The 16,512-nt window shown below is 56.7% G+C and carries 16 protein-coding genes; all 16 read left to right on the top strand.

Annotated elements, in window-relative coordinates; genetic code table 11:
• The first annotated feature begins 78 nt into the window (after positions 1-78).
• The 16 genes from IB236_RS24315 (at position 79) to IB236_RS11295 (ending at position 16,459) form a co-directional block, all read left to right on the top strand.
• Complete coding sequence (locus IB236_RS24315; protein WP_225581105.1) at positions 79-621, top strand: PilN domain-containing protein; 543 nt, start codon at positions 79-81, stop codon at positions 619-621.
• Positions 618-1,172, top strand: a complete 555-nt coding sequence (locus IB236_RS11365) for a GspMb/PilO family protein (RefSeq protein WP_192420807.1) — start codon at positions 618-620, stop codon at positions 1,170-1,172. Before IB236_RS24315 ends, IB236_RS11365 begins: the two co-directional genes overlap by 4 nt.
• A gap of 539 nt (positions 1,173-1,711) precedes the next feature.
• The gene (gspD, locus tag IB236_RS11360; protein WP_192420806.1) at positions 1,712-4,078 is read left to right on the top strand and encodes a type II secretion system secretin GspD; all 2,367 of its coding nucleotides are present in this window, start codon (positions 1,712-1,714) and stop codon (positions 4,076-4,078) included.
• Between the two features lie 66 nt (positions 4,079-4,144).
• A complete protein-coding gene (locus tag IB236_RS11355; RefSeq protein ID WP_056745410.1) occupies positions 4,145-4,600 on the top strand; it encodes a hypothetical protein in 456 nt (151 codons plus the stop codon).
• Positions 4,601-4,770: 170 nt separating this feature from the next.
• The gene (locus IB236_RS11350; RefSeq protein WP_192420804.1) at positions 4,771-5,715 is read left to right on the top strand and encodes a hypothetical protein; all 945 of its coding nucleotides are present in this window, start codon (positions 4,771-4,773) and stop codon (positions 5,713-5,715) included.
• Positions 5,716-5,735: 20 nt separating this feature from the next.
• Complete coding sequence (locus IB236_RS11345; RefSeq protein WP_192420802.1) at positions 5,736-6,959, top strand: hypothetical protein; 1,224 nt, start codon at positions 5,736-5,738, stop codon at positions 6,957-6,959.
• A 13-nt stretch (positions 6,960-6,972) separates the two neighbouring features.
• On the top strand, positions 6,973-7,863 hold the full coding sequence (locus IB236_RS11340; RefSeq protein ID WP_225581104.1) for a peptidylprolyl isomerase: 891 nt from the start codon (positions 6,973-6,975) through the stop codon (positions 7,861-7,863).
• Positions 7,864-8,041: 178 nt separating this feature from the next.
• Entirely contained in the window at positions 8,042-9,019 is a 978-nt protein-coding gene (locus IB236_RS11335) for a glycosyltransferase family 2 protein (RefSeq protein WP_192420800.1), read from the top strand.
• Positions 9,020-9,021: 2 nt separating this feature from the next.
• Positions 9,022-10,248, top strand: coding sequence for a glycosyltransferase family 4 protein (locus IB236_RS11330; RefSeq protein WP_192420798.1), 1,227 nt, complete (start codon positions 9,022-9,024; stop codon positions 10,246-10,248).
• Positions 10,248-11,168, top strand: a complete 921-nt coding sequence (locus IB236_RS11325; protein ID WP_056745400.1) for an NAD-dependent epimerase/dehydratase family protein — start codon at positions 10,248-10,250, stop codon at positions 11,166-11,168. The genes IB236_RS11330 and IB236_RS11325 overlap by 1 nt, the downstream gene beginning before the upstream one ends.
• On the top strand, positions 11,165-11,989 hold the full coding sequence (locus IB236_RS11320; protein WP_056745873.1) for an ABC transporter permease: 825 nt from the start codon (positions 11,165-11,167) through the stop codon (positions 11,987-11,989). The genes IB236_RS11325 and IB236_RS11320 overlap by 4 nt, the downstream gene beginning before the upstream one ends.
• A 4-nt stretch (positions 11,990-11,993) precedes the next feature.
• Positions 11,994-13,214 carry an ABC transporter ATP-binding protein gene (locus IB236_RS11315; RefSeq protein WP_056745398.1) on the top strand — a complete coding sequence of 407 codons (1,221 nt, stop codon included), beginning with the start codon at positions 11,994-11,996 and terminating at the stop codon, positions 13,212-13,214.
• Positions 13,215-13,258: 44 nt separating this feature from the next.
• Positions 13,259-14,098 carry a hypothetical protein gene (locus IB236_RS11310; RefSeq protein WP_225581103.1) on the top strand — a complete coding sequence of 280 codons (840 nt, stop codon included), beginning with the start codon at positions 13,259-13,261 and terminating at the stop codon, positions 14,096-14,098.
• Complete coding sequence (locus tag IB236_RS11305) at positions 14,068-15,111, top strand: methyltransferase domain-containing protein (RefSeq protein ID WP_370539911.1); 1,044 nt, start codon at positions 14,068-14,070, stop codon at positions 15,109-15,111. Before IB236_RS11310 ends, IB236_RS11305 begins: the two co-directional genes overlap by 31 nt.
• Before the next feature lie 11 nt (positions 15,112-15,122).
• Complete coding sequence (locus IB236_RS11300; protein WP_192420794.1) at positions 15,123-15,764, top strand: DapH/DapD/GlmU-related protein; 642 nt, start codon at positions 15,123-15,125, stop codon at positions 15,762-15,764.
• The gene (locus IB236_RS11295) at positions 15,761-16,459 is read left to right on the top strand and encodes a lytic transglycosylase domain-containing protein (protein ID WP_225581102.1); all 699 of its coding nucleotides are present in this window, start codon (positions 15,761-15,763) and stop codon (positions 16,457-16,459) included. Before IB236_RS11300 ends, IB236_RS11295 begins: the two co-directional genes overlap by 4 nt.
• Positions 16,460-16,512: the final 53 nt, after the last annotated feature.

Raw genomic sequence — 16,512 nt, 5'->3', positions numbered from 1 at the left:
TGGGGAATGTGCCGGCGCAATACCCTGGTGGAGCACTTGGGGCGGCAGGGGCTTTCCGAGACGGCGCAGGTATATCTAATGCGCAACGGATTTGTCTTTCCCGTGCGAGGCGATGCCTGGCGAAAGCAGGACCGACGTCAGGGATTGATGGATTGTGCAGGTGTTGTTTTACTGTTGATTTTGCTAGCTGCGTTGGCCCTGCCAGCCCTCATGCCGCTGGTGCTCAAGCGCCAAGCGGTGGTGCGCGCCGTATCGCATGTCAGCGCTTTGGAGCCCCAGGCGGCACCCTTGCGCCAAAAGATGGACGAGTTGCGTCGGCAAGCCCTGCTGGCCGAAGAGCTGCGCAAGAACGTCAGCGCGGATGTCCCGCTCGCCAGCGTGATTGATGCACTGTCAGGCGCTATCCCCGCCGATACGTGGCTCGATCGTATCGAGGTCAATGGCAGCGAAATTCGGATAACGGGTCTTACGGCCAATGCGACCGAGCTCACCTCCTCGATTGCGCGTGCGCCGGGACTGGTTGACGTTCGGTCAACAGGGGCGAACGTGCGTGACGGCACACTGAATAAAGAGCGCTTTACTTTTGAAATGCGCTGGCGGGGTGAAGGAGTCAAGCCATGAAAATGAATGTATGGCGAGCTCGATCTTTGACCCTCATATTGGTAGTGCTGATCGGTGCCATGGCAGGGACTGCTTTGGTCTACCGGGCTCTGTGGGTACGTTATGACAATGCCTTACTGCAACTTGAGCCTCGTAGCGAGCGCCTGGAGGGCGTGGTCAACGCCGGCAGCCAAATCGAAGAGCTGCTCGGAGCAGCCAGCTCTACGGTAGCCCCCTTGTTGCATTCGGGAGGGGAGGCTGCACAGAACGAAGTGCAGCAGAAGTTGCGCCAGATGATCATGGCTTCGGGCAGTACGCTCGTCTCGCTGCAGGTTGCGTTGGAGCCTGGCGCGGACGACAAGATCCCGCGAATCCGCTTGACTGCTACGGTCAGTGGCGAATGGGTCAAGTTGGTGAACTTTATGGAAAGCCTCCAAGTTCACCGTCCCCCTTTCTGGGTGCGTACCGCCAACGTTACCCGCGAAGGGATGAGCTCAGGCCCTGGCCCCCAGAATGCCCGACTGACCTTGCAACTGGAGGCACCTCTGGTACCGGAAAAGGCCAACCCATGATGAAAGCTTGGTATCTTGGGCCATTGCTGGGAGCTGCAGCGTTGGCGGCCAGTGCGTATTGGTGGGATGTTGAGAAGGAGCGCTGGACTCCTCCGCCCCCTCGAAAGCCTGATCTTCCCAAGGTGGAGCCTATGCCGTCAGTCGTTCCGGTACGGGCTAGGCAAGCGATTGAGCACCCATTGTTCTGGACCTCCAGGCGACCTGTAGTGGTAGATGAAAAGAAGAGCAGTCTTGTCTCAGAGTTGATGCAGTCGCGCTTGACGGCCGTCTTCGAGTCCGGGCCTGAGCGTGTGGCGATCTTGCTGCGTGCGGATGGCAGCACCCTCAAGATCACCGGGGAAACCAAACCCTGGCGTATCGAGTCCTTTGATGGACGTAGGGCCTTCTTCATATCTTCGGACGATCAACGAGTGGAGCGTCCTCTAGAGGCAGGAAGTGTGGCTGCGGCGCGGCCAGGAGCGCCCGTTGGTGATCGTCTGCGCAGATCCCCTGCAAATCAGTGAGCCACTGCGGCCTACCCCAATATTGGAGCTATCTATATGAACATTCGGCCATCCGTCCTTTTGCTGGCGTTGCTAGCGTCAGGTTGCGCTAGCACGCAAGGCGCTCCTGCCGCACCCAAACCGGCGGAGCCTACACCGGCGGTTGCTGTAGTCCCTGTTGTCATGCCTGCGGCAGCCACCACAGCGCCAACGCCTGCCGTTTCGGTGCCCAAAGCGCAGGGGCAAAAGGAAACGTCTTCGAGTACGAAGCTGTTTCCCGGCAATGATCAGTTCATTAAGCGCGATGTGTCGCCGCGTGTGGATCCAGTCCTAGCCACAGGGGACAAGGTTGCGCTCAATTTTGAAAATGTCACTGTGAGTAACCTCGCAGTGGCATTGCTGGGAGACCTGCTTAAGCTCAACTACACAATTGACGCAGGGGGCGATACGGTGGTGAGCCTCAATACGCGCCAGCCCTTGATGCGAAACCAAGTACTGGATGTACTGGATGCGGTATTGCTGCCACATGACCTCGCGATTGTTCGGGATAACGCTGGCGTGTATCACGTGACGAAGCGCACTGTCACGTTAGGGGCTCGCCCGGTAGTGGGTTCGTCAAAATTTAAGGATCTCTCAGGCGCAGGGACGGTCATAGTTCCACTGAACCACATTGCTGCGGCCGAGATGGCCAAGATCCTTGCGCCTCTCGCGCCTCGTGAGGCGATCGTATACGTGGATTCCATGCGTAATCTGCTCGTGCTGCAGGGCAGCAAAGCACAGCTTGGTGGTTGGCTGGAGATGGTTGAGGCGTTTGACGTGGACTTTCTCTCTGGCATGTCGCTGGGGGTGTTCGTGTTGGAGAACGCGAACGTGAATGTGGTGCGAGACGCGCTGCAGGCGATGCTTGGCAACGAGAAATCCTCCGACCCTTATGGCGGAACCGGTGCTGTGGCATCTCCTGGTGGTGCGCCGAGTGCAACAGCAGGCAGTAGCGCTGCTGGTTCGACGTCCGGTGGCGCTGGAGCGGGCGGTGCGGGCGCGCAGATGGCAACCCCCTTGGGCGGCTTGATTCGAGTATTCCCCGTGGAGCGTCTGAATGCATTGGTGGTTGTAACGCCGCGCAGCCATTTATTGGCCCAGGTCGAAACCTGGATTCGCCGACTGGATCGCCCTACGGATACTCTGGAGGCCAGCCTGTTTGTTTACCCTGTGCAGAATGGATCTGCGTTGCAATTGGCGGAAATGCTCAACGGCTTGTTCGGTGGGCAGGCGGGGCAAGGCAAGACAGCTGGTGTGGCTGCGGGTTCTGCACCCACACAGTTTTCTCAGGGAACCGGTCTCGGGGCGAGCGCAAGTACGGGTAGCTCAGGGGCTTATGGCAGTAGCGCTGGTACTTTGGGCTTAAGCGGAGGAGCAATGGGGTCGGCATTGGGAGGTGCGGGCAAGACATCTGCTAACAACACATCCTTGACGTCGACCAGTCAGCTGGATGGCAATGTACGCGTCGTAGCAGATGAAAAGCGGAATGCGCTACTGATCCGCGCTCCGCGTACTGAATACCGTCGGATTGAGCAGGCTCTCCGTGAACTTGACAAGGCTCCGTCTCAGGTGCTGATCGAGGCAAGCATCGTGGAGGTAACGCTGACGGGCAATCTGGAGTATGGGGTGGAGTGGTATTTGCAGAATGGTCTCAGCAATGGTCGTGAAGGGCAGGCATCACTGAACATGAACACTTCGGGGGGCATTAGCGCCAGGCAGCCCGGGTTCTCTTACACGATCGTCAACAAGGCGAATGTAGTGCGTGCGACGCTGAACGCTCTGGCAGAGAAGTCTCAGGTGCGTTTGTTGTCCAGTCCGTCGGTGCTGGTTCTCAACAATCACAATGCAACCATACAGGTCGGTCAGCAGCAACCCATCAAGTCGTCTACCGCAGTAACTACTGGCAACCTTGTGACTGAGTCAATCACCTACAAGGATACAGGGGTGATGCTATCTGTCACGCCTTCTGTCAATGCGGGAGGGTTGATCACGATGGACATTTCTCAGCAAGTAACCGATGTTGGCGAGCGGGACACTGCAACAGGGCAGCGGGCCTTTCAAACTCGTCAGATCCAAACGCGAGTAGCGGTGCGTTCTGGGGAGCCAATCGTCCTGGGTGGTTTGATCCGTGAAAACGACACCAATACTCGCAGTGGCGTGCCGGGGTTTGCCGATATCCCTTTGCTGGGTGCACTGTTCTCCACGACGTCAAACTTGCGCAATCGCACAGAACTGCTTGTCCTGATGACGCCTCGTGCGCTTGAGGATGATGATCAATTGCGCTCTGCAAGTGCCGAAATGCGGCAGCGCATGCGCAGCATGTCTTTGGAGTCGCAGCCCTTCAAGCTGCGTGCTGATGATGTGCCTGCTGTGCCAAGGCAATGATGTTGCGCAGTTTGCTCCTTGCTGCCTGTTTTTCGTATCGTATTTAGTCCACAGGAGATTTCGAGCATGACAAAATTCATGGGTCGCCGCCAGTGGGTCGCTGGCTTTGCGGTGCCGGTAGTTACCCTCTTGCTTGCGGGATGTGCTGTAAACGGCGGTGGGGCGAGGTCGTCAGATGATGACCAAGCCACTTTGCTGCAGCGCGCCCAGGCGTACTGGGCGTTGGTGCGCAGTGGTGACAATGTAGGCGCCTGGAAGTATGAAGAGGCATCCAAAGACCCGAAGGCCACTTTGGAGGAATACCTCAAGCGAGGTGGTGTTGCCTACGAGGCGCTGGAAGTGCGGGATGTGCGTAGTGTTGAAGGCGACCGCGCCATCGTGAATGTGTGGATGCGCTATTCGGTCCCCATCCTGCGCATCAAAAGACAAGAGGCGGTTGCCGAAGACGAGTGGCGCCGTATCGATGGTGTCTGGCACCATGTGCTGCGCCGCAGCGTGATGTTCTCCAAGGATGCCAAATAAGTTCGTTGTTTGAGTGCAACAAACCAACGCATGCCGGGTTTCTGGCGGAAATAGGTTGAAAAATTCAAAGGTATCAGTATAAGATTGCATCAACCCAAACGGAGTACGGATGGGTTGCAGATCCCGCACAGGGTGGGAAAGCTTCCTTCAATTATCTAAGGACTGAGAAGATGAAAAAATTTGCAATGGCAGCCGTTGCAGCCGCTGCGCTGAGTGCTGGTGTGGCGCAGGCGTACACCGTGGGTACGTTCAGCAACGGTTTCGTGGTTCCTAACGTGATTCACAACGGCCCAACCGACACCACTGCTGTTGGCCTGATCAACCAAACCGGCCAAAGCGTTGCTGTGTACTGGACGTTCTTCGATCAGAACTCCACTCACATCACTGACGGCTGCTTTGCTATGACCAACAAGGACTATGAGCCCTTCATCTGGTCTTCGCAGTCCGGTGGCGGTCTGTCCGGCACCCGTGGTTACCTGGTGTTCGCCGTTGGTGCTACCACCGAAGGCGGCACAGCACAAACCGCTTGCGGCGGCGCTGCTTTCCTGGCTTCCACCGCTTCCGCAATCTCTGGCAATGCATTCCAAGTGAACAGCGTTGCTAAGGATGTGGCTTTCGTGCCCGTTATCGACGGTGCTCTGACGATCGCTTCTGGCGTTGATATCACCAAGATGAACAACGTGAGCTTGGTGTCTGTTGCTGGCGCTGCTCAAGTTGGCGTTTCCGGTGCAGCTCCTCAGCCAACCTTCAGCATGCGTTACGCTATCGACCAAGCCGCTGGTGGTACGGACACTGCCGTGGTGGTGTGGTCTACTGGCAACCACAGCGGTACGCACACTGTCAACATTTATGATGACAAGCAAAACCGTAAGTCTGTGAACTTCAAGCTGGTGAAGGCTGAGCTGGACTGGTTCGATCCTGAAGGCATCGCTGGTCTGCCTGCTACGTTCACCGACGGTTTCATCGAATGGCAACCAGGTTTGGCTGCTCCTTCTGATGCAACTGCAGCTCTGGGTACCACGCTGTACGCACTCGGCGGTTCCGTGTTCACGTACTCGGCTATCAGCTCCACCGCTTTCGGTGCTGTGCAAACCGTTCTGGGTTCGTACAAGTAATCATCCGATTTGATGGGTGTTTGGACACTCATCAGTCGAATAAATTACAAATTACTATCGCCGAACAGGCGGTAAAAAAAATAGCGCCGCAAGGCGCTATTTTTTTGCTTTGTGAGATTGGCAATATGACTTTGAAAATTCGCTTCTCCACATTCTTTGCGCCCATACTTGTCGTCATGGCGGCAATGTCGGGATGCCAATCCCAGTCCTTGCTTGAGGGGGCTGGAGGCGTTGCTCCCGTGCCAACGTCTGCGCAAATGGCGGTGCCTGTCCCTTTTGCATGGGGGGGAGAAGTGCGTTGCGGGGCGGCTGGGTGTCTGTTGGCTGCTGTCGAGCACGAAAATAATATGCTTGCTCTGCATCGCATTGATGGCCGCAAGTCCACTCTTCTGGATCGCGTACAGGTCGGTTACCACCCGGACTCTGCCGCGTGGCTTGCCGATGATTTGTTGGTTGCGGCTGTGGAGGGTACTGCGAGCCTGGATGTTTTCCGTGTCAGAGGTTCAAAGCTTGATCGTTTGCAGCAGATCAAAGTCGGATTTTCTCCGCGCGACGTCATGGTGGTGAAGGCTGATGGGGGGCGTTACACGCTTTTGGTCAGTCCGTACAACGGTAAAGAAGTGGCCTGGGTTCTGGACTGGGCGGTTGATGATCAGCAGGCGCCTAACGTCAAGAAGGTGTCTTGGTGTGAGGTGGCATGGCACCCGACGAGACTGAAAAAGGTCGTAGGTATCAACGGCTCGGCTATAGCCGCGGCATGCTTGGACGACAAGCAGTTGGTGGCGGTTCCGGAATCAAATTTGCTCTCTGCACCTGTTGTTGTGGCAAGGTTCTCTGCGATATCTCGGAATGCCCGTCCTTCGCCGCAAGGGAACTGGGTTTACGTGTCTCTGGAGACGGGGGGGCGGAATGCCCGTGTGAATGCGGAGACGGGGGAACTCCAGATGATCGCATCGCCTCTCACTGGGAGTGTGTCGGTGGCGCCGCTGGATGAGCATGTCGTCATTTGGGGAGAGGATCGAGAGCTGTATTTGCAGCGCTTGGATGAGAAAGGCATGGTTGTAGAAACACGCTGGCATGCGGTGAGTGGTTTTGCGACGAGTTTGCAATTGTTGGACATAGATGGAGACGGCGAGCGTGACGTAGTCGCGTTCAACTCGGGCGGTGAGGTGATCGACGTTGTTTACGGCCCTTTGTGGGATCGTGCGAGTCAGAGTAGGTTGTTGAAGCAGCGAGCACAATAAAGGAGTATGGGCAATGCGTGAACGTTCTGTGGGTGCGGGTCGATTTTGGGGTGTTTGCCTTTTATCTGCTCTGGTGATTGGGGGGGCACCGCTGGCTACCGCAGCAGATCTGGTTCAGTTAAAGAGTGGAGAGGTCATAACGTCGTCTGATCTGTCTCAGTACCTTGAGCGCCGGGTTGACCTGCGCGCCAGCTCCCGTAGCAAGTGGGGTGTGGAGCAAGTACTGCGCGAGATGGCGATGGGAAGGGCGCTTGTGCAAGAGGGAGAGCGTCTGGGTGAAAAACGGCAGCCCGGGAAAGAAGGCGATCGATTTGATGATGCGTATGCAATGTCGGTATTTCGCAAGCTGATGCCACCTTGCGATCCGCCCGCAGATGCCACAGCGGCAAGAAAGTTCTTTGACGAAAATCCGCAGGCGTTCAGAGTTCCGCCCATGGCACGTTTGAATCGCGTGATGCTGCCAGCCTCGGAAACGGTGGACGGCATGGCTGCTATGGATTGGATGATGGCGCAAGCCAAATTGATTGCGTCAGGTGCCCAGCCTTTCGAGGCCATGGCTAAGCGTGTTGAAGGAATCTATCGCCTGGAAGCGCAAGGTGACATCGGTTGGGCAGTTCTGGTTGATGAGAATGTAATTTTGCGTACCCTCGCTGCGGCGAAGCAAGGCGATATGGTGGGTCCCGTGCGTGAAGGGGATTTCGTGTACCTGTTCTCCATTGACGACAAGCGTGATAGTCGTCAGCTGGCATGGGATGAAGTGGCGGTTTCGGCTGCGGCTAGAGCTGTGAACTATTGCCGGCAGACTGCCACAAGAAAGCTGGAGCAAGACCTCCTCGCGAAGTACGGCGTGGTGATGAACTCGGCTGCCATCAGTGGGCTGTTCGAAAAGGCGCAATCAAAGTAGAGGTGTCTGGATTGTTGTAGCGGCCTGTTACAGCGCTTCTTGCGGTGCCAGTAGGCGACGGTACAATGTACGGTTGCCTAGATATTGCTTTCCGCTTTGGATGCCCAGATGATTCTTGGGGGCGATGGGCGATGCAGCAGATTTTTCTTTTCGAGCGATTGCTTCGCCGCCTCACTGAATGACCCACGTTCGCGCTTCCGTATTAATTCCTGTCAAAAACGGCGGCCCACTGCTTGGCGAGGTGATTGATGCGATCCTGCAGCAGCAAACTCCATGGCCCTTTGAGGTCATCGTTGTTGATTCTGGCTCAACGGATGACTCCGTAGCACTGGTGCGCACGAAGGGGGTTCGTTGTGAAGAGATTTCTCCACAAGAATTTGGTCATGGGCGCACACGCAACTATCTAGCTTCTTTGTCGGTGGGAGAGTTTTTGGTGTTCATTACTCAGGACGCCAAGCCCGCAACCACGGACTGGCTATACAACATGGTAAAGGGGTGTGATGCCGAGCCTGCTGTGGCAGGTGCATTTGGGCCGCATCGTGCTCATCCCGAAGCCCGCCATGTTACGCATTGTGAACTGAGTCAGCACTTCGCGGGCTTTGGTTGCGAGTTGGCTGTGGTCCGGCTTGACGACCGTGCTCGTTTTGCCGCAGACGTCGGCTACCGTCAGTGGTTGCATTTTTTCTCAAGCAACAATGCCTGTATTCGTCGCTCGGTTTGGCAGCAACTTCCGTTGCCAGAAGTCGCGTTTGCCGAGGATCAGACTTGGGCTTTGCGTGCGATTGAGGCTGGCTATGCAAAGGCCTTCGTGCCGAATGCAGTTGTCTACCATTCACATGACTTCGGTATATGGGAAACCCTTCAGCGCAATTTTGATGAGGCGCGGTCGTTTAACCTTTACTTTGGCTATCGAATTCAAGACAGCCTTGTGCAGGCCATCAAATCGGGTTTTTACTTGGCAAGACGCGATCTTGGTTGGCTTCGCGATGGGGGGTTGAGAGGGTGGCGTCTGTTGAAGAATGCTGCATACATGGGTTTCATTGAAATGGCTCGTGTTGCCGGGCAATACCTTGGTACCAGGCACGACCAATTACCCCCTTGGCTGCTGCGTTCGGTATCGCGCGATGAGCAATTGCAGCGTGCTGGGACTGCTTGATCATGGCGTTGAATCTTGCAAAAAAAGTATGGCGCGTTAAAGAAATGGCGCGCAAAGAGGGCGTGCTTGCAGCACTGCGGGCTGTAGTGCGTCGTCTGAGGCAAGGGCCTGGCCGCCATGTCGATGTGTTCCGCCACTACGGATTTGCAATGCCCTACGTGCTGCCCGCACGGCCAGGTGAGGCTAAGCAGGGGACGCTTCTGTGGTTTATCCCGGATTTCAATGTGGGTTCAGGTGGCCACCTGAATATCTTTCGCACGATTTGGCATCTCGAGCAGATGGGGTATGTTTCTAGCATCGTGATCGCAAATCCTGTCATGCACCACGACGCCCATGAAGCACGCAATGCCATCCGCAAGCACTTCTTCCCGTTGGAAGCGGCCGTGTTACTCGGGCAGGACAAGCTTCCACCTTGCGAGTTTGCAGTCGCGACGGGCTGGGATACCGCGTACACAGTGCGCGCATTTGCCGGCGCTCGATCCAAACTTTATTTCGTGCAGGACTACGAGCCACACTTTTATCCTGTGGGCTCGGAGTCGGTGCTTGCACAGAATACTTACCATTTCGGCTTCTTTGGGATCACTGCGGGTGCTTGGCTTGCAGAAAAACTTGCCAAAGAGTATGGGATGGCCACTCGCCCGGTGGGCTTTGGTGTGGAGCTTGAGCGCTACCGCCGATTGCCACGTAGGGAGCCAGAGATCCGCCGTGTTTTCTTCTATGCGCGCCCGCCCACGCCACGGCGTGCATTCGAGTTGGGACTCCTCGTGCTCAATGCCGTTTGGCAGCGCATGCCGGACACGCAGTTCGTACTAGCGGGTTGGGATACCGCTGGTTATCACATCCCATTTCCTCATCTTCCTTGCGGCACGGTTGCGTTGGATGATTTGCCGGATCTTTACAGTCAATGCGATGTGGCTCTGGTGTTGTCGTTGACCAATGCGTCACTGCTACCACTTGAATTAATGGCCAGCGGGTGTGCCGTGGTGTCTAATCGGGGCCCAAATGTAGAGTGGCTGCTGCACGAGGACGTTGCGGTGCTTGCAGAGACTTCGCCCGAAGGTCTGACCGCAGCCATATGCGGCTTGCTTGAGGATGACGAGCGACGTCATGCCCTCAGTGCCAGGGCGGAAGCTTTTGCGCGTGCGCACACTTGGGAAATGGTGGCACAAGAGTTTGAGGTGGCTTTGCTGGATGCGCGGGCTCAGGTGCATAAGAAGGGCCTTTCCTGATGCGCTGTGTTATTTTGGGCGGGGGAGGCTTTCTGGGGCGTCATATTGGACGTGCTATGGCCGGAGAAGGTGCTGAGGTATGGTCCGTTGACCGGTCCTTGCTGGCGGCTAGGATTGCTCCATGGCTTGCCGGTGAGGTTCAAGCGGATTGTTTTGATCTGTCTACTTGGTGGGATATGGTGGGGGGGGCGGACGTGATTGTCCATTTGGCGTCCTCAACGGTGCCCGCGACGGCGAGTGAAGACCCTATTGGTGATGTCCAGGCCAACCTTGTGGGGACGCTGAGGCTACTCCATGACTTGCGTGGCAAAGCGGCGCGTCCGAGGTTGCTGTTTGCATCTTCTGGTGGCGCCGTTTATGGCCGCCCCTTGTCGGTACCCTTGAGCGAGCTACATCCGACAATGCCCATGGGTGCATACGGGGCCACCAAGCTGGCCATCGAGCATCACCTGCGCATCGAAGAGGCGCAGTATGGCCTGCCCATACGGATCCTGCGCTTGAGCAACCCCTATGGCGAATGGCAGCAACCTCATGGTGTGCAAGGGGTCATTGCTGTTTTTGCGCACCGTGCACTCCATTCCACGCCGGTGGATGTGTGGGGGGATGGGTCTGTCGTGCGAGATTTTGTTTATGCTGCAGATGTGGGGCGTGCATTTGTGGCTGCAGCACGTCATCAGGGGGAATCACGCATCTTCAACGTGGGTGGCGGCTTGGGAACCAGTGTCAACGACATTCTGGTCACCCTGGAGCGATTGCTAGGGCGCACGGTAGAGCGCCGCGTGTTTCCTGCGCGGTCATTTGACCCCCCGGTCAACGTGCTGGATATTCGGCGTGCCCAAGATGAGCTGAAATGGAAGCCTGAGATGGCTTTTGGAGAGGGCGTAGCTAAGGCGGTCGATTGGCTGCGGACTGTGGCATGACGGACCCGACATCCCGTTCCCATGCCATTTCGTCGGCATCGTCTCGCAATACACGTCAAGTGTGGGTGCTTTGGCGCTATTGGATGGCGCGTGAGTTCAAGACCCGTTATGCCGGTTCAGTGCTCGGATTTGCTTGGGCATTTGTCCAGCCCGTAGCTACTCTGGCAATTTTTTATGTCTTGTTTGGTCTGGTACTGGCAGTGCGTGTGCCCGGACTGGATGTGGACAACGGTTATCTGTTGCACCTGTTGGCGGGGCTGGCCGTGTGGCTTCCATTCACCGATGCAATTGGTCGTGGTGTCGGGAGTCTTGCTGCATATGAGGACTTTCTACGCAAGCAGCCCATGCCAGCTGAAATACTCCCGGCTGTGTCTGTGGGGGGGAGCCTACTGGTCTTGGGTATAGGCTACGGATTGCTGCTTGCTCTGTCGATAGCGCAAGGTGTAGGGCCGTTTATGTCTTTGGCCTGGCTGCCCGTACTGGTTTTGGCGCAGATTGTCCTCACGTTTGGTCTGACGCTATTGCTCAGCATGGCGCACTTCCTCTGGCGCGACGTCGGATCGATGGTTGCCTTTGCGCTGCAGCTTTGGTTTTACCTAACGCCAGTCGTGTATCCGCTGTCCCAGGTGCCTGAAAAGTTCCATGGGTTGTTTCTTTTGAATCCCTTGGCATGTTTGGTGTTGATGGTGCAGAGCTCGGTATTGCACATGCCGGTGCCGGCAGGTACGCCCTTGGCGTTGGTGATTTGGGTTGTGTTGCTGGGCGGAGGCGGTTGGTGGTTTTTCCGTTCGATGAAATCTGCCTTGGGTGAGGCCCTGTAACGCCATGACGATCCGCTTCGAGGGTATCGAAAAAACATACACGGTATATGGCCGCCCTCAGGATCGGCTATGGGAGTGGGTCACCCGCAAGCCCCGTCACCGCGTGCATGTAGCGCTGACTGGTGTGGACTTCGAAGTCAAGGCGGGTGAGACCTTTGGTCTCATCGGCGAGAACGGGGCAGGTAAAAGTACGTTATTGAAAATTGCAGCAGGTACGATCGGACCGACTCAGGGGCGGGTGTCTCGGGAAGGGCGCGTCGCGGCGCTTCTGGAATTGGGCGCTGGATTTCACCCCGAAGAGTCGGGCTACGACAATATTCGCTTCATGGCCGCCTTGCATGGTCTGGAGGGTGAGACGATGGAGGAATTCACCGTCAGAGCGACTGCGTTTTCGGAACTTACCCGTGAGACGTTAGAACGCCCGGTGAAAACTTACTCATCAGGCATGTTTATGCGCTTGGCATTTGCTGCCGCTACGGCTATCGATCCCGACGTTCTCATTGTGGACGAGGCGCTTTCGGTCGGCGATTTGCATTTCCAGAAAAAGAGCTTGAATCGCATTTTGGAATTGCGCGAACGCGGTGCCACAGTTCTTTTTTGCTCACACAATCTATATCAGGTTCGAAGCTTATGCCAGCGCGCCGCATGGATTCACAATGGCCGAGTCCAAGCGATCGGCGCAACGGAAGGTGTAGTAACAGCTTACGAGGCACATGAACGCCGCCGGTACGCACACCTGAGGGTCGAGGTTGCCGAGAATGTGCTAAATGCCCCAGAGCCTTCCGCTGCAGAGGCTCCCACAACAGCACCACTGGTCAAAATTTCGCATCTGATCACTGAGACCAGCGATGGCATCAATCCCGCGCAGGTGGATTCCTTCCAAGATCTGACCGTCGAAATTCAGGTCGAATCGTACTGTAAAGACAAGTTTCACATAGGTTTTGCCTTGGTCAGGCCAGACAAGGACAACGTGTTCGGGACCAGCACCCAATTTCAAGATCCGCCAACACCGTTGAGTGGGGTCGGGACGCATAGCTTGCGCGTTAGATTTCCTTCTCTTCCACTCCTCTCGGGGGAATATCTCTGGAATGTTTACGTGCTCGATGATTCCGGGCTGCAGGTGTTGGACATGGCGGAATTAATTCAACCCTTTACGGTTTTGAATCAAAAGAACCGTGAGGTGGGATTGGTGTGGCTCGACCATGAGATGTTGTTGGCGGCATGATGAGCGAATGGCGCTTGCGCTACGCGTTCCCGGCCTTGAGCCGCATGCCGACTACCGTGCCGTGGTACCTGGCTGCGGCAGTGGGACGTGAGCCATATGCTGCACGCCGACTGACAGAGCAGTTCCTCGTCAGGCGTTTCGAACAGGTGTTTCCGAGCGCAACTGCGATTGAACGTCGCCAGTGGGCACGTACGCATTTGTCGATGCTGGCGCGGGAAATGATGGACGCGTCAGCCCTTCACCGATTGGGTCGATCGGGCGGTCCAGAGATCGATGTGCAGGGATGGGAGCATGTCGATACGCTGATCCGTCGCAAGCAAGGGTTCATCCTTGTGCTTAACCACTATGACCGACTGTTGACATCAGCCTTGGCGTTGGCCCTGAGAGGCCTGTCGCTGAACACATTGACCATGCCCGTGTTGGGGAATCCTGGGCTCACTGCCGTTCAAAGAGATTTCCTGGTTCGTAAGGTAAAGAGTTTTTCTGAGATAGCTAGAGGCGAATGGCGCACAACAGATCAGGGGATGCGCCCCGTCTATGCGTCCTTGAAGGCAGGCCAGGCATGGGGAATACTTGCCGACGCCTGGGCTCCTGAATTTACAAGGTTACGCAGTCACCCCTTTCTCGGTGGGCAACTGCATCTGCCCACCGGGATCGAACGCATGGCGGAGTCCGCTGGGGTTCCCATGCTGCATGCGGTGACGTACTCCGATGGTGCGACGCGTCTCAGAGTCGAAGTTGAGACATTGCCGGATAATGCTAGGCTGGCTATTGATTCGGTGATCCGGCGTTTGGAGCGGGATGTCCGTAGCCGTCCGTGGGCCTGGTGGCACTGGGGGCAATGGGAGCAAATGTGGACACCTTCGTCCGCCGAGGCGATATGAGCAAAATTGAGCGTTACGACTACGCATTCGACCCTGACGGTGGGGAGTGGGCAGCCCGGTTGCTGCGTCGCGTTCCGCCTGGCCAAGGCTCTGTTCTGGAGTTGGGGCCTGGCCCAGGTGCCATGACGCGTGTCTTGTTGGACCGTGGTCACCGCGTCACGGTGGTGGAGAACGACCCTCAGGCCCTTGAAGTCCTCAAGACAATGGATGTGGAAGTCATCCCCGGAAACCTTGACAGCACGGATTGGCAAGATGCAATTGACGGGCGCCGTTTTGACATGGTGCTGGCTTGTGATGTGCTTGAGCACTTGCGAAAACCCGAGGATGTGCTGCAACGCTTGAGCGGGTTGCTGGCCCCAATGGGGCAGCTACTGATTTCCGTGCCGAACATCGCCTACGCCGGTGTCCTGGCTGCCATGCGCGGGGGCGTCTTCGATTATTCGGATAAGGGGCAATTGGACAGGACGCATGTTCGATTTTTTACCAAGCGCAGTATCGAGAAGGTGCTGCTTGATGCGGGATGGGCGCCGCGAGTATGGGAGGCCAACCGCGTGCCCGTGGAATGCAGCGAATTTGCCGGGTATTGGCGTGCACTTTCTGGTGATCAACGCCAGGCATTGTTGGCAGGTTGGCAAGACTTTGACGTTTACCAATGGATGGTGGTTGTCACTCCCAGTGTCGAAGCACCTATCTGGGAGCTGAAAGAGGCTCGGGGAATGGTGGACGGTTTGCGTGACGAGCTTCAGGCACTGACTCTGGTGCACCAGCGTGAACGAGCCTCGTTGCTAGAACACCAGAAAGCCTTTGCGGAAGCCAAAGAACTCATTGCGAAGCTACAACAGGAGGTCGGTGAGTTGCGAAAGAATGTGGACTTGCTGCGCTCTGAGAAGATCAGGTTGGACTCTGAGCTGGTGACAGCGCGCGTCGAGCTGCAGGCGAGGACTCTGGAGCTGAGCGATCGCGCATGGCGAAGCCGCTGGCGCAGGTTCATGGGTTCGTACCTTAGCCGTTGAGCGCTAGAAAAATGCTGCTGGGAATTCCAGACTTTGTGACGTCACACGCCGGTGTGGACACGATGGGTGAAGGATGTCGGATTGATTCGTCTGTCTCTGTAATGCGTTTTGGGCAGCGTTCCAACGTGCTGTGCCTAGCTGATGGGGTCAGTCTCTACGCCCAGACGCGACTGGTGCTCGGAGATGTGGGTGCTGATCCTTGCGTAGGCATGCATATTGGGGCCCGCACCATCGTGAACGTCGGTAGCTACCTGTCGGGAGAGGGCGGGTTGGAAATTGGTGAGGATGTTCTGATCGGGCCGCATGCCAAGCTCTTGTCGGCGGGGCATGCGATTGATGAGGGGGATGTCGTCATCGCACGTAACCGTATTACCCGTGCGCGAATCGTTATTGAGGATGGTGCCTGGATTGGTGCCGGGGCCATTGTTCTTGAGGGGGTGACTATTGGTCGCGGAGCGGTTGTTGCGGCTGGGGCCTTGGTGCGGCAGGACGTGCCTGCGGGAATGGTCGCAGCGGGCATGCCTGCGCGTTTGATCCGTTCCAGGCGGGGTGCGGCTTGGCCTAGTAGCTCCTCGCCTGCCCCAATTCCATGGCACGGCAAGTTCGCCTCAACACTGAAAACTATCTTGTCTATCGCAGGCAAGAGGATATGACGATGAAAGCCACTGTGCTTGGCGGTGTGGGCGGGCGCATCCGCTCTGGATTTTTCTCTTGCCGTGGTGTGGTGTTGCTCGTGGTGCTGTTCGTGGGCTTGCAGTCTGCCCCCCGGGCAAATCAGATCTGGGAGTTCGTGGATAAGGACGGCGTAACCCATATAGGCAATGTACCCCCATCGGCGCAGTCGCGCGGGGTGATCTGGCTCAACCGGGTGCCGCCCGCGTCGGAGCTGAAAGGCAAAGAGCGCAGTGCTTCCGCTTTGCAATTGCCCGGTTATGAAGATGCCAAATTACACCTAGAGGAAGCGGCCGCGGCGCAATCGTTGGACCCCGCATTTGTTATTGCGGTCGCCGCAGCGGAGTCGGCCTTTAATGCGAAGGCCATATCACGCAAGGGGGCCCTTGGATTGATGCAAGTCATGCCTGCCACCGCTGAGCGCTATGGGGTGGCAGCTCGCCCGTTCTCTGGTGGAGAGCATGCGGCCATGGAGCCTAAGGTAAATGCCCAAATTGGTACGCGATATCTGGCAGATCTGCTGCGTATGTTCGACGGTGACAAGGAATTGGCACTGGCGGCCTACAACGCAGGGGAGGGTGCTGTGATCAAGTATGGCCGACGGATTCCGCCTTATCCTGAAACGCAGCAGTATGTTGAGAAAGTGATGCGCTTTTACCGTGGCCTGCTTCGGTAGTGGCTAAGTGGGCGAATGAGTGAGCCGTACTGTGAGTCGCGTTATGTCGTCAC

It is taken from the genome of Acidovorax sp. ACV02 (assembly GCF_014851475.1).
In the GTDB taxonomy this organism is placed as follows: Bacteria; Pseudomonadota; Gammaproteobacteria; order Burkholderiales; family Burkholderiaceae_C; genus Acidovorax; species Acidovorax delafieldii.
Note: the sequence above shows the minus strand (reverse complement) of the source record. Positions and strands in the feature narration are given on the sequence as shown.

What these genes read in the sequence shown, in the direction of transcription:
- IB236_RS11315 (WP_056745398.1), top strand. Translation starts at nt 11,994, where the DNA reads ATGACGATCCGCTTCGAGGGTATCGAAAAAACATACACGGTATATGGC.
- IB236_RS11330 (WP_192420798.1), top strand. Translation starts at nt 9,022, where the DNA reads ATGGCGTTGAATCTTGCAAAAAAAGTATGGCGCGTTAAAGAAATGGCG.
- IB236_RS11340 (WP_225581104.1), top strand. Translation starts at nt 6,973, where the DNA reads ATGCGTGAACGTTCTGTGGGTGCGGGTCGATTTTGGGGTGTTTGCCTT.
- IB236_RS11325 (WP_056745400.1), top strand. Translation starts at nt 10,248, where the DNA reads ATGCGCTGTGTTATTTTGGGCGGGGGAGGCTTTCTGGGGCGTCATATT.
- IB236_RS11310 (WP_225581103.1), top strand. Translation starts at nt 13,259, where the DNA reads ATGCCGACTACCGTGCCGTGGTACCTGGCTGCGGCAGTGGGACGTGAG.
- IB236_RS11335 (WP_192420800.1), top strand. Translation starts at nt 8,042, where the DNA reads ATGACCCACGTTCGCGCTTCCGTATTAATTCCTGTCAAAAACGGCGGC.
- IB236_RS11295 (WP_225581102.1), top strand. Translation starts at nt 15,761, where the DNA reads ATGACGATGAAAGCCACTGTGCTTGGCGGTGTGGGCGGGCGCATCCGC.
- IB236_RS11320 (WP_056745873.1), top strand. Translation starts at nt 11,165, where the DNA reads ATGACGGACCCGACATCCCGTTCCCATGCCATTTCGTCGGCATCGTCT.
- IB236_RS11355 (WP_056745410.1), top strand. Translation starts at nt 4,145, where the DNA reads ATGACAAAATTCATGGGTCGCCGCCAGTGGGTCGCTGGCTTTGCGGTG.
- IB236_RS11350 (WP_192420804.1), top strand. Translation starts at nt 4,771, where the DNA reads ATGAAAAAATTTGCAATGGCAGCCGTTGCAGCCGCTGCGCTGAGTGCT.
- gspD (WP_192420806.1), top strand. Translation starts at nt 1,712, where the DNA reads ATGAACATTCGGCCATCCGTCCTTTTGCTGGCGTTGCTAGCGTCAGGT.
- IB236_RS24315 (WP_225581105.1), top strand. Translation starts at nt 79, where the DNA reads ATGCGCAACGGATTTGTCTTTCCCGTGCGAGGCGATGCCTGGCGAAAG.
- IB236_RS11365 (WP_192420807.1), top strand. Translation starts at nt 618, where the DNA reads ATGAAAATGAATGTATGGCGAGCTCGATCTTTGACCCTCATATTGGTA.
- IB236_RS11300 (WP_192420794.1), top strand. Translation starts at nt 15,123, where the DNA reads ATGCTGCTGGGAATTCCAGACTTTGTGACGTCACACGCCGGTGTGGAC.